This is a genomic window from Streptomyces capparidis (genome assembly GCF_054782095.1).
Window position 1 is genome coordinate 124167 of sequence record NZ_BAAGTD010000021.1, and the last position, 12904, is coordinate 137070.

Annotated in this window: 8 protein-coding genes; 6 read left to right on the forward strand and 2 right to left on the reverse strand. The window is 74.8% G+C overall.

Features of this window, described 5'->3' with window-relative positions; translation table 11 throughout:
* The first annotated feature begins 154 nt into the window (after positions 1-154).
* Together ACYVO2_RS18855 and glgB are read left to right on the forward strand one after the other, a co-directional pair.
* Positions 155-1600 carry a maltokinase N-terminal cap-like domain-containing protein gene (locus tag ACYVO2_RS18855; RefSeq protein ID WP_461009032.1) on the forward strand — a complete coding sequence of 482 codons (1446 nt, stop codon included), beginning with the start codon at positions 155-157 and terminating at the stop codon, positions 1598-1600.
* A gap of 66 nt (positions 1601-1666) precedes the next feature.
* Positions 1667-4045, forward strand: coding sequence for a 1,4-alpha-glucan branching protein GlgB (gene glgB, locus ACYVO2_RS18860; protein WP_461009033.1), 2379 nt, complete (start codon positions 1667-1669; stop codon positions 4043-4045).
* A 125-nt stretch (positions 4046-4170) separates the two neighbouring features.
* Here the strand turns inward: glgB and glgX are convergent, their stop codons facing one another.
* Positions 4171-6441 carry a glycogen debranching protein GlgX gene (gene glgX, locus ACYVO2_RS18865; RefSeq protein WP_461009034.1) on the reverse strand — a complete coding sequence of 757 codons (2271 nt, stop codon included), beginning with the start codon at positions 6439-6441 and terminating at the stop codon, positions 4171-4173.
* A gap of 195 nt (positions 6442-6636) precedes the next feature.
* Between glgX and ACYVO2_RS18870 the strand changes: the two genes are divergently transcribed.
* The 4 genes from ACYVO2_RS18870 (at position 6637) to ACYVO2_RS18885 (ending at position 11019) form a co-directional block, all read left to right on the forward strand.
* The gene (locus ACYVO2_RS18870) at positions 6637-7908 is read left to right on the forward strand and encodes a L,D-transpeptidase (RefSeq protein ID WP_461009035.1); all 1272 of its coding nucleotides are present in this window, start codon (positions 6637-6639) and stop codon (positions 7906-7908) included.
* Positions 7909-8258: 350 nt separating this feature from the next.
* Positions 8259-9443, forward strand: a complete 1185-nt coding sequence (locus ACYVO2_RS18875; RefSeq protein WP_461009036.1) for a L,D-transpeptidase — start codon at positions 8259-8261, stop codon at positions 9441-9443.
* 155 nt (positions 9444-9598) lie between these two features.
* The gene (locus ACYVO2_RS18880) at positions 9599-10369 is read left to right on the forward strand and encodes an enoyl-CoA hydratase/isomerase family protein (protein ID WP_461009037.1); all 771 of its coding nucleotides are present in this window, start codon (positions 9599-9601) and stop codon (positions 10367-10369) included.
* 155 nt (positions 10370-10524) lie between these two features.
* A complete protein-coding gene (locus ACYVO2_RS18885; protein WP_461009038.1) occupies positions 10525-11019 on the forward strand; it encodes an ATP-binding protein in 495 nt (164 codons plus the stop codon).
* Positions 11020-11372: 353 nt separating this feature from the next.
* Here the strand turns inward: ACYVO2_RS18885 and ACYVO2_RS18890 are convergent, their stop codons facing one another.
* Positions 11373-12623, reverse strand: a complete 1251-nt coding sequence (locus tag ACYVO2_RS18890) for an exo-beta-N-acetylmuramidase NamZ family protein (RefSeq protein ID WP_461009039.1) — start codon at positions 12621-12623, stop codon at positions 11373-11375.
* Between the last annotated feature and the right edge of the window lie 281 nt (positions 12624-12904).

The window sequence follows — 12904 nt, forward strand, 5'->3', positions numbered from 1 at the left end:
GGGCCGCACGGCTCCGCACCGGCCGGACGGCTGAGTGGGCCACTTGCACCCCCTGCACGGACGATCCTCGCGCGACACGGCGCCTTCCGCCGGACAGCCACCGTCGTATTCCGGGAGACTCCCGGCCACCGAGAGGCCCCGGGGAAAGGACGTCATGTCAGAGATTTCCTGGACCCGTGCAGTCACCTCGAAGACCCGGCACCGGCCGCCGGCGGCCCCGGGCGAGCTGCTGGACGCCGTGCTCCCCATGCTCCGCGCGTGGCTGCCCCGGCAGCGCTGGTTCGCCGGGAAGGGCCACCCCGTCGGAGAGGTCTCGGTGCTGTCCGCGACCGAACTGGCCGCGCCCACCCCGCAGGGCGACCCCGGCCTGCTGCACCTGCTGCTGCGCGTCCCCCACCCCGTCCCCGGCGCCCCACCCGGCACCGCCGACCCCGGCGACTGCTACCAACTGCTGCTCGGCACCCGCGTCGGGGTGCCCGCCGCCCTGAGCGGCGCGGTCGTCGGCCGCGTGGACGGCGGCCCGCACGACGGCACCACGGTGGTGGACGCGCTGCACGACCCGCGCCTGTCCGGGCTGCTGCTGAAGGCCCTGGCCACCGGCGGCCACGTCGACACCCTGCGCTTCCACCGCCGCCCGCACGTCACCATCCCCGACCACCTCCAGCCCCGGGTCGGCACCGCCGAGCAGTCCAACACCTCCGTGGTGTACGGGGACAGCCTGATCCTGAAGGTGTTCCGCAGAGTCAGCGCGGGCACCAACCCCGACCTGGAGCTGAGCCTGGCCCTCGCCGACTCCGGCAGCACCCGCGTGCCCGCCCCCGTCGCCTGGTTCGACACCCCCTGGCCCGGCTCCGACGCGGACGGGGGCCGGCCCACCACCCTCGGCCTGCTCCAGCGGTTCCTGCCCGGCTCCGCCGACGGCTGGGAACTGGCCCTGGCCTCCGTCCCCGCCGAGGACTTCACCGCCGAGTCGTTTCTGCTCGGCGAGGCCACCGCCGAGGTGCACACCGTGCTCGGCCGCGCCCTGCCCACCGTCACCCTGGACCGCGCCGGCACCGAGGCCCTCGCCGCGCGCATGACCCACCGCCTCGACGCCGCCGCCGCGGCCGTCCCCCAGCTCGTCCCCTACCGCACCGCCCTGCGCGGCGCCTACGCGGACCTCGCCGCCCTCGGCGGCCGCGGCCGCGCCCTGCGGGCCCAGCGGATCCACGGCGACCTGCACCTGGGGCAGGTGCTGCGCACCACCGCGGGCTGGGTGCTGCTGGACTTCGAGGGCGAGCCGGGCCGCCCCCTCGCCGAGCGCCGCCGCCCGCAGCCCGTCGTGCGGGACGTCGCCGCGATGCTCCGCTCCTTCGACTACGCCGCCCGGCACAACGGCGCCGGCCCCGAGGCGGACGCGTGGGCCGAGCGCAACCGCACCGCCTTCTGCGCCGGGTACGCGGCCGTCGGCGAGACCGACCCGCGCGCCGAGTGGGTGCTCATGCGCGCCTTCGAGATCGACAAGGCCGTGTACGAGGTGCTGTACGAGGCGCGGAACCGCCCCTCCTGGCTGCCCATCCCGATGTCCGCGATCCACCGCCTGGCCGCGCCCGTCCCCTAGCCCGGCGCGCCGCCCCCGCCCCACCGTCCAGGCACGTCCACCCTCGCCCGAGGAGGAGTTCCCCCCGTGACCCCGCGCCAGCCGTCCGACCCGTCCGTCGCCCGCCGCCCGCGCTCCGGTGACGTGCTCCGCGCGGCCCCCTCCGGACCGGCGCGCCCCGGTCCCGCGCGGAACAGCCCCGCAGACGGCGGCCCGGCCCAGGGCGGCCTGCCCGCCCAGAACGGCCCCGCCGAGCCCGCCGCGCCCCTCGCGACGGCGCCCGCCCCGCTGCCCGACCCCGACCTGGACCGCCTCCTGGCCGGCGCCCACCACGACCCGCACTCCCTGCTCGGCGCCCACCCCGTGCCCGGCGGCATCGCCGTGCGCACCCTGCGCCCCTACGCGCGCGGCGTCCGCGTCGCCGCCCCCGGCCTGCTCGCCGAGCTCACCCACCAGCGGGACGGCCTGTTCACGGGCCTGCTGCCGCTCGACGCCGTCCCCGACCACCGGCTGGTGGTCTCCTACGAGGGCGAGGAGCGCACCGCGCCCGACCCGTACCGCTTCCTGCCCACCCTCGGCGAGCTCGACCTGCACCTGATCCGCGAGGGCCGCCACGAGCGGCTGTGGGAGGCGCTCGGCGCGCACACCACCGCGGTCGGCGAGGTCACCGGCACCCGCTTCACCGTGTGGGCGCCCAACGCCCGGGGCGTGCGCGTGGTCGGCGACTTCAACTGCTGGAACGGCACCGGCCACCCGATGCGCTCGCTGGGCTCCTCCGGCGTGTGGGAGCTGTTCGTCCCGGACATCGGCCCCGGCACCCGGTACAAGTTCGAGATCACCGGACCCGGCGGCGACCGCTTCATGAAGGCCGACCCGATGGCCCGCGCCACCGAGGTCCCGCCCGCCACCGCGTCCGTGGTCACCGTCTCCGAGCACACCTGGACCGACGACGAGTGGATGCGCCGCCGCGCCTCCAGCCGGGCCCACCTGGAGCCGTTCTCCGTCTACGAGGTCCACCTGCCCTCCTGGCGGCCGGGGCTGACCTACCGCGAGCTCGCCGAGCAACTGCCCGCGTACGTGAAGGACCTCGGCTTCACCCACGTCGAGCTGATGCCGGTCGCCGAGCACCCGTTCGGCGGCTCCTGGGGCTACCAGGTCACCTCCTACTACGCGCCCACCTCCCGCCTGGGCACTCCCGACGACTTCAAGTTCCTGGTGGACGCGCTGCACCGGGCCGGCATCGGCGTGATCATGGACTGGGTCCCGGCGCACTTCCCCAAGGACGCGTGGGCGCTGGCCCGCTTCGACGGCACCCCCCTGTACGAGCACCCCGACCCGCTGGTCGCCGAGCACCCCGACTGGGGCACCCTCACCTTCGACTACGCCCGCCACGAGGTCCGCAACTTCCTGGTGGCCAACGCCGTGTACTGGTGCGAGGAGTTCCACATCGACGGCCTGCGGGTGGACGCGGTCGCCTCCATGCTCTACCTCGACTACTCCCGCGAGTACGGCAAGTGGCGGCCGAACCGCCACGGCGGCCGGGAGAACCTGGACGCGGTGGCGTTCCTCCAGGAGACCAACGCCACCGTCTACCGCCGCTGCCCCGGCGTGGTCACCATCGCCGAGGAGTCCACCGCCTGGGACGGCGTCACCCGCCCCACCGACGTCCACGGCCCCGGCGGCTTCGGCGGGCTCGGGTTCGGGCTGAAGTGGAACATGGGCTGGATGCACGACTCGCTCCAGTACCTGTCCCGCGACCCGATCCACCGCAGGTACCACCACCACGAGATGACGTTCTCCATGGTCTACGCGTACTCGGAGAACTACTGCCTGCCGATCTCGCACGACGAGGTGGTGCACGGCAAGGGCGCCCTGGTGTCGAAGATGCCCGGCGACTGGTGGCAGCAGCGCGCCACCACCCGCGCCTACCTCGGCTTCATGTGGGCCCACCCCGGCAAGCAACTGCTGTTCATGGGCAGCGAGTTCGCGCAGGGCGCCGAGTGGTCCCACGACCGCGGCCCCGACTGGTGGCTGCTCGACCCCGGCTACCCGGCGGAGGCCGACCACCGCGGGGTGCGCGACCTGGTGCGCGAGCTCAACCGCGTCTACCGGGGCTGCCCGGCGCTGTGGAGCCTGGACACCTCGCCCGACGGGTTCGCGTGGATCGACGGCGACGCGGCGCAGGACAACACCTTCTCCTTCGTCAGGTACGGCGCCGAGGGGCCGCCGCTGCTGTGCGTCAGCAACTTCTCCCCTGTGGTGCGGCAGGGCTACCGCGTCGGCGTGCCGGAGACGCCCTCGGGCGCGTGGCGCGAGGTCCTCAACACCGACCAGCTCGTGTACGGCGGCAGCGGCGTCACCAACCCCGAGCCGCTGCCCGCGCGGCCGCAGCCCTGGCACGGCCGCCCCACCAGCATCACCCTGACCGTCCCACCCCTCGCGACGGTGTGGCTGCGCCCGGCGTGAGAGGCCGGGGCCGAGCCCCGTCGGGGGTCCGGGGGCGGAGCCCTCGGCCTGCGGAGGAACGGCCCCGCCCGCACGGGCCTGTGCCGGTCACCCGTCCCGCCCCGCCACCCCCGCCCCCGCGGGTCTCAGTCGGTCACCCTCAGCAGGACCAGTGACCGCCCCGGCAGCACCACCCGGGAGCCGCCGGGGTGGTGGGTGGCCGGGGCGGTGGACTGGTCCTCGGCGGCGGTGTCGAGCACCAGCTCGTAGGACCGGCCCCACGGCGGGCCCGGCAGCCGGAAGTCCACGGCGCGGGCGCCGGAGTGCAGCAGCAGCAGGAAGCTGTCGTCGGTGACCGGCTCGCCGCGCGGGTCGCGTCGCGGGATGTCCCGGCCGGAGAGGTACATCCCGAGCGTGGCGGACGGCGCGAACCAGTCGGCCTCCGTCATCTGGAGCCCCTGCGGGGTGAACCAGGCCAGGTCCCGCAACCCCTCGGGCCGGGCGGGGCGGCCGGAGAAGAAGGTGTCGCGGCGCAGCACGGGGTGGGCGCGGCGCAGGGCGATCAGCCGGGAGGCGAGGTCGTACAGGGCCCGCCGGCCGGGGTCCTCGGCCGCGGCCCAGTCCAGCCAGCTCGTCTCGTCGTCCTGGCAGTAGGCGTTGTTGTTGCCGCCCTGGGTGCGGCCCATCTCGTCGCCCGCGACCAGCATCGGCACACCCGTGGACAGCAGCAGGGTGGCCAGCAGGTTGCGCGACTGGCGGCGGCGCAGCGCGTTCACCGCCGGGTCGTCGGTCTCGCCCTCGGCGCCGCAGTTCCACGAGCGGTTGTCGTCGGTGCCGTCCCGGTTGTCCTCGCCGTTGGCCTCGTTGTGCTTGGCCTGGTAGCTGACCAGGTCGCGCAGGGTGAAGCCGTCGTGCGCGGTGACGAAGTTGACGGACGCGGCGGGGGAGCGGCCCCCGGCGGCGTACAGGTCGGAGGAGCCGGACAGGCGGTAGCCCAGGTCGCGCAGGTCCGGGTGGGCGCCGCGCCAGAAGTCCCGCACGGCGTCGCGGTAGCGGTCGTTCCACTCGGCCCACCGCGCGGGGAACGCGCCCGCCTGGTAGCCGCCGGGGCCCACGTCCCACGGCTCGGCTATGAGCTTGACCCGGCCCAGCACCGGGTCCTGGCCGACGGCGGACAGGAACGGCGAGCGCATGTCCACCTCGCCGTCGCGGCGGGCCAGGGTGGCGGCCAGGTCGAACCGGAAGCCGTCCACGCCCATCTCGGTGACCCAGTACCGCAGGCTGTCGGTGATCAGCCGCAGCACCTGCGGGGTGTCGGCGGCCAGGCTGTTGCCGCACCCGGTGGTGTCGGCGTAGCGGCGCGGGTCGGGGGCGGTGCGGTAGTAGCCGCGGTTGTCGATGCCGCGCATGGACAGGGTCGGGCCGAGCTCGCTGCCCTCGGCGGTGTGGTTGTAGACCACGTCGAGGATGACCTCGACACCGGCCTCGTGCAGCGCGGCGACCATCCGCTTGAACTCGCCGACCTGCTGCCCGCGGGTGCCGCTCGCGCTGTAGGCGGCGTGCGGGGCGAAGTACCCGATGGTGTTGTAGCCCCAGTAGTTGACCAGGCCGCGGTCCAGCAGATGCCCCTCGGAGGCGAACTGCTGCACGGGCAGCAGCTCCACCGCGGTCACCCCCAGATCGGTCAGGTGTTCTATCGCGGCGGGGTGGGCCAGGCCGGCGTAGGTGCCGCGCAGCTCGTCGGGTATGCCGGGGTGGCGCATGGTGAAGCCGCGCACGTGCAGCTCGTAGATCACCGAGTCGGCCAGCGGGGTGCGCGGGCGGTGGTCGCGCGGCCAGTCGTGGCGGTCGTCCACCACCACGCCCTTGGGCACGTGCGGCGCGGAGTCCCGGTTGTCGCGCACCGTGTCGGCGACCCCGGGCTCGGGCCAGCCCAGCGCGTGCCCGTACGTCTCCGGCGGCAGCGCGAACTCCCCGTCCACGGCCCGCGCGTACGGGTCGAGCAGCAGCTTCGCGGGGTTCCAGCGGGCGCCGGTCCACGGGTCCCAGCGGCCGTGCACCCGGTAGCCGTACCGCTGCCCGGGGCGCACACCGGGCAGGAAGCCGTGCCACACCTGCCGGGTGCGGTCGGTGAGCTCGTGCCTGACCTCGTGCCCGTCGTCGTCGAACAGGCACAGCTCGACCGCCTCGGCGCCCGCCGCCCACAGCGCGAAGTTCGTGCCCTCCACCCCGCCGGGCCCCCGCCGGTGGGTGGCGCCGAGCGGCCCCGGGGCGCCGGGCCACACCGGGCGGGCGGCGACGGCGGCGGGCAGCGGGGCGGCCAGCAGGCGGACTCCCCCGGCCGGCTCCGCCAGCAGCGAGCGGCCGCCCGCGCCCTCCGACGGCTCGCGCTGCTCGTACTGGGCTGCGTCCGACACCGGCTCGACCTCCCGCGGCTGGTTCTCCCTTACCCCACGTTGTTCCCCCCTTCGCCCGCGTCGTCACGTTTCCTCACCACCCGTGCCGTCGTTGTCACAGGGCGAAGGGGCACGGGCGCGACCGGCGGGCTCCTGTACGACCACAGCCGTCCGGGGGGACGCCCCGGCGGACGCGGGGCCGGGAGGAATGGGCGGGTGGAGGCAGCGCGGGGCAGGGACGTCGCACACCGGGGGGCGGAGCGGGCGCTGGCGGTGCTCGCCGCCCTCGCCGCCGTCGCCGCCCTCCTGGGGCTCGCGGCCTGCCGCGGCGCGCCCGGCCCGCAGTCGCAGGACGGGCGGGCCCGCTCCGCCCCCGCGGTGCGGATCACCCCGCACGACGGGGCGCGGGGCGTGGAGCCCGCCGCGGGGCTGCGGGTGGAGGCCAGGCGGGGCCAGTTGACGCGGGTGCGGGTCACCGACGACGAGGGCCGCGCCGTGGCGGGCAGGCTCAGCCGCGACCACCGTCTGTGGCTGCCCGACGGGCGGCTGGCGCCCGGCACCGCGTACCGGGTGTCGGCCGTCGCGGTGGACGCCGGCGGGGAGCGGACGGCCGTGCGCTCGACGTTCACCACCGAGCCGCCCGAGGGCACCTTCATCGGCTACTACACCCCGGAGAACGGCTCCACGGTCGGCGTGGGCATGCCCGTCTCGCTGCGCTTCACCCGGCCCGTCGCCGACCGGCGCGCCGTGGAGCGGGCCGTCCGGGTGACCGCGGAGCCCCATGTGGAGATCGCCCCGCACTGGTTCGGCGACACCCGGCTGGACTTCCGCCCCCGCGACTACTGGCTGCCCGGCACCCGGGTCACCCTGCGGATGCGCCTGGACGGGGTGGAGGGCGCGCCCGGCGTGTACGGCACCCAGGACCGCACCGTCCGCTTCACCGTCGGCCGCAGCCAGGTCAGCACCGTGGACGTGGCGGCGCACACCATGACGGTGCGCCGGGGCGGGCGGGTGGTGCGGGTCCTGCCGGTCACCGCGGGCAGCGCGGAGAACCCCACGTACAACGGCCGGATGGTGATCACGGAGAAGGCCGAGGTCACCCGGATGAACAGCCGCACGGTGGGCTTCGGCGGCGAGTACGACATCCCCGACGTCCCGCACGCCATGCGGCTGACCGACTCGGGCACCTTCATCCACGGCAACTACTGGGCCGAGGAGGACGTGTTCGGCCGGGCCAACACCAGCCACGGCTGCATCGGCCTGGCCGACGTCAAGCCGTCCCGCAAACAGGCCAAGGGCGTCTCCCCGGCGCCGCGGGCCACCGAGGGCGGGGAGAGCACGGCCGCCTGGTTCTTCCGCCACTCCCTGCTCGGCGACGTGGTGGAGGTGGTGGGCTCGCCCGACCGCACCGTCTCCCCGGACAACGGCCTGAACGGCTGGAACATGGACTGGTCCACCTGGGTGCGGGGGAGCGCCCTGGTGGCCTGAGCCGCGCGCCTCCCCCTCCTCCCGGACCCGTCCCCGCGGCGGCCCCCTCGCCCCCGTGCCCCCTCGTTCCCTCGCCGTCCCCGCGGCTCCGCGCCCCCCCGGCATGATCCGGTACCGAACAGTGACACAACGCCGCTCATTGACGGCCATTCGTGTGATTTTCTAATCGGTGGGTGGGGAGGACACGGGGGCTGCCTGAGCGCGCCCGCGCGTCCTGACCAAGGGACATGGGCCTTTTGATCCGGCCGGGCTCGGGGGACGCGCGGGGACAGCGTGCGCCCTGCGGCGTGGCCGTGAGGGGAGACACGCGAGTGAAGCCGATACGGGTGGCGCGCCGGCGCGGTGGCCTGATGGCGGTCTCGGCCGCCGCGCTGCTGCTGGCGACGGCCTGCGGGGGCGGGGACGGCGACGGGAAGAAGGGCGGCGGCTCCGGCGACGCCGCGCCGGGCGGCGACGGCAGGAACGCCGCGCCCGCCGTGGTGGCCATCGCCCCGGGCAACAAGGCCGACGACGTCGCCACCAGCGGAGCGCTGAAGGTGACGGCCGAACAGGGCAGGCTGACCAGCGTCACCGTCAAGGACGCCGAGGGCCGGGCCGTCCCCGGCCGGATCGCGAAGAACGGCGCCGGGTGGCAGCCGTCGGAGCACCTCGCCAACGACACCACCTACACCGTGGAGGCCGTCGCCGAGAACGCCGCGGGCCGCAAGGCCACCGGCCGCTCCACCTTCACCACCGTCGCCGCGCAGGACACCTTCATCGGCGAGTTCACCCCCGAGGACGGCTCCACCGTCGGCGCCGGCATGCCGGTGTCGCTGCGCTTCGACCACCCGATCACCGACCGCGACGCCGTGGAGAAGGCCGTCCGGGTGACGGCGCAGCCGCCGGTGCCCGTCGAGGGCCACTGGTTCGGCGACCAGCGGCTCGACTTCCGCCCCGAGGACTACTGGGCCAAGGGCACCAAGGTCACCCTGAAGCTGCGCCTGCGCGGCGTGGAGGGCGCGGAGGGCGTGTACGGCACCCAGTACAAGGAGGTGTCCTTCACCGTCGGCCGCCGGCAGGTCAGCGTCGTGGACGCGGCGAAGAAGACCATGGAGGTCACCCGGGACGGCAAGGTGGTCAAGACCCTGCCCATCACCGCGGGCGCCCCCGAGACCACCACCTACAACGGCACCATGGTGATCAGCGAGAAGTTCGAGATCACCCGTATGAACGGCGCCACGGTCAACCACGCCGGCGAGTACGACATCCACGACGTCCCGCACGCCATGCGGCTGACCACGTCGGGCACCTTCATCCACGGCAACTACTGGGCCGGGAAGTCCACCTTCGGCTCGGCGAACGTCAGCCACGGCTGCGTGGGCCTGTGGGACCACAAGGGCGGCGGCGACAACGGCAGCCACGGCGCCTGGTTCTACAAGAACTCGCTGATCGGCGACGTGGTCGTGGTGAAGAACTCCGCGGACAAGCAGGTCGCCCCGGACAACGGCCTCAACGGCTGGAACATGCCCTGGTCGGAGTGGACCGCCGAGCAGTAGAGACGGCCCGCGCCCCCGCCCCGGCCCGGTCCCGCCCCGTGCGGGACCGGGCCGCGCCGTGCCCGGCTGCGTTACGCTCTGCCTCCGCGCGTGTGATCGATCCGCGACGCGCCCGACGTACCCGACCGGCCGCCCGACACCCAACGGAGGCGCTCATGACCGTGCAGCTCGAGGTAGACAACGGCGTCGGCACCATCCGCCTCGACCGGCCCCCGATGAACGCCCTCGACATCGCCATGCAGGACGCGCTCGCCGAGGTGGCGGCCGAGGCCGCGGCCCGCTCCGACGTGCGAGCGGTCGTCGTCTACGGCGGCGAGAAGGTGTTCGCCGCCGGGGCGGACATCAAGGAGATGGAGGCCATGTCGTACACCGACATGGTCGACCGGGGCCGGGGCCTCCAGGACGCGTTCACGGCCGTGGCCAAGCTGCCCAAGCCGGTCGTCGCCGCCGTCACCGGCTACGCCCTCGGCGGCGGGTGCGAGCTCGCGCTGTGCGCCGACATCCGGATCGCCGCCGAGAACGCCAAGCTGGGGCAGCCCGAGATCCTCCTCGGCGTCATCCCGGGCGCGGGCGGCACCCAGCGCCTGGCCCGCCTGGTCGGCCCGTCCCGGGCCAAGGACCTGATCTTCACCGGCCGCCATGTGCGCGCCGACGAGGCGCTGGCCATCGGCCTGGTGGACCGCGTGGTGCCCGCCGAGGAGGTCTACCCCGCGGCGCTGGAGTGGGCGTCCCGGCTGGCCGCCGGACCGGCGTACGCGCTGCGCGCCGCCAAGGAGGCCGTCGACTCCGGTCTGGAGACCGACCTGGAGACGGGCCTGGCCATCGAGCGACACTTGTTCGCCGGCCTGTTCGCCACCGAGGACAAGGCCATCGGCATGCGCAGCTTCATCGAGAACGGGCCCGGCAAGGCGGAGTTCACCAGGTGACCTGACGGCGGCCCCGCCCGCGCCCGCGCGCGGACGGGGCCGCCGCCCCGACGTCGTGGCCGTCCGCACCGCCTCGGGCACCCCGCGTGTCATCCGGGCGGCTCAATTCCCCCGGATCCCCCCCGAACCCCTTCCGGGCCCGCCATGATGGGGCCATGGCGGGCCGGGGAGGACCAGAGCAGACACGGCGGCCGGGGAGCACCAGGGCCGACCGGCCCCCCACCGTCGAGGAACCCAGGTCCGCGCCCGTCCTCGAGCTGCTCGGCAACCCCGCCCAGCACGAGGTGCGGCTGTCCTCGCGGCCCGAGCAGGCCGGAACGGCCCGGCGGCTGGTCGTCGCCGTGCTGAGGTCGTGGAACCTGCCCGGGCTGTGCGACACGGGCGAGTTGCTGGTGTCCGAGCTGGTCGGCAACGCCGTGCGGCACACCGGTGGCCGCGCGTTCGGCCTGCGCATGAGCCGCCGCCGCGGCTGGGTCCGGGTGGAGGTGCGCGACCCGTCGCGGGCCCTGCCCTGCCTGGTGCCGCTGGTGCGGGACCTGGACGAGAGCGGGCGCGGCCTGTTCCTGGTGGACGAGCTGTCCGACCGCTGGGGAGTGGACCTGCTGCCGCGCGGCAAGACCACCTGGTTCGAGCTGAAGACCCCCCAATAGGCGCGAGAGGCCTCCGAACCGCCCGGTAGGCGGTGGTGGAGGCCTCATCGTGCACCGCGGGGCAAGGGGTGGTGCCCGCGGCTCGGGGTGGTGTCCTCGACCTGGCCCGGGTCAATGGGGAGGGTCGGACGTGACCGACTATCGCAGCACGGTCGGGCGCCGGGCAACCGGTAAAAGCGTCACCAAAGAGACGAAACGGGAAAATCTTGGGGTGCTTTGCGAGTGAAACCGGCCACTTGCCTTGCAACTGTCGAGTAATCCTCAGAATTGACCTTGGATCCCCCGGAATTCCCCCAACTCTTCACCGTCCCGTACCGCCGCCTCCGGCACCCGGACGGCCCCTCGCCGCCGCCTCACCGCCCCCGGTAGCGCAGATGCTCCCGCCGCACCGCCCGGAAGCGGTCCAGCCCCTCCTGCCAGTCGGCCGCCACCTCGTCGGGCCCCGCGCCCGCGTCGATCAGCGTCCGCACCCGGGGCGAGCCCGTCAGCCTGTCGATCCAGTTGTCCGGGCGCCAGGCGAAGCCCGGCCACACCCGCTTGGCCGTTACCAGCATCGCGATCCCCGTCCGCACCGGGTCGAACGCCTCCCGGTCGGTGACGAACAACTGCACCCCGCCCACGGTCCGCCCCTGGAACTTGGAGAACGTCGGCGCGAAGTACGCCTCGCGGAACCGCGCCCCCGGCAGTCGCAGCGCGTTCAGCTCCTCGGCCCAGCGCGCGTCGATCCCCTCCGCCCCGACCAGCTCGAACGGCCGGGTGGTGCCGCGGCCCTCGGAGAGGTTCGTGCCCTCGAACAGGCAGGTGCCCGGGTAGGCCAGGGCGGTGTCCGGGGTGGGCATGTTGGGGCTCGGGGGCACCCACGGCAGCCCCGTCGCGTCGTGGAAGTCGCCGCGCCGCCATCCGCTCATCTCCACGACGTCCGGCTTCACCCGCCCGCCGAGGAACTCCGCGTCGAACAGCGAGGCGAGCTCCCCGACCGTCATCCCGTGCGCCTGCGCGATCGGCTCCCGCCCGACGAACGTGGCGTACGCCCGGTCCAGCACCGGCCCGGTGGCGGCGCGCCCGCCGATCGGGTTGGGCCGGTCCAGCACCACGATCCGCTTGCCGGCGAGCGCGGCCGCCGCCATGCAGTCGTACAGCGTCCAGATGTAGGTGTAGAAGCGCGCGCCCACGTCCTGGATGTCGAACACGACGGTGTCCACGCCCGAGGCGGTGAAGACGTCGGCGAGGGGCTGCCCGCTCTTGAGGTAGGTGTCGTACACCGGCAGCCCCGTGGCGGGGTCGTCGTACCGCCCCTCGGAGCCGCCCGCCTGCGCGGTGCCGCGGAACCCGTGCTCGGGGCCGAACACGGCGACGAGGTCCACGCGGTCGTCGGCGTGCATCACGTCCACGATGTGCCGCAGGTCGCGGGTGATGCCGGTGGGGTTGGTGACGACCCCCACCCGCTGCCCGGCGAGCACCGCGTACCCGCCGGCCGCCAGCATCTCGAACCCGGTCCGCGTCCGCCGCGTCCCCGTCCGCGCGTGCGCCCGGCCGGCCGGAACGGCTCCCACGGCTCCCGCCGCGCCGCCGGTCGCCAGCAGTCTCCTCCTGGACAGCGCCATCGCTCCCCACCTCCGCGAGGAGGCTAACCCCCGGCGTCCGGCGGGGGAACGAGCGCGACGCGATGTTCCCCGCGAAACCGCCCCCGTGCGCGAACCATTGACATGCTCCCACCATCCTCGGACGATGGGAGCGCTCCCAAATTCCCCGCGCCCCCGCCCGCCACGGCACCCGCCGGCGGGGGCGCGGCCCGGCGCTCCGCGCGGGGCGGCTCGCGCCGGACGCACCCGCCCCGGAGGGCCTCGCGCCGGACGGCCCGGCGGAGCCCCGGCCCGGGCCGGGG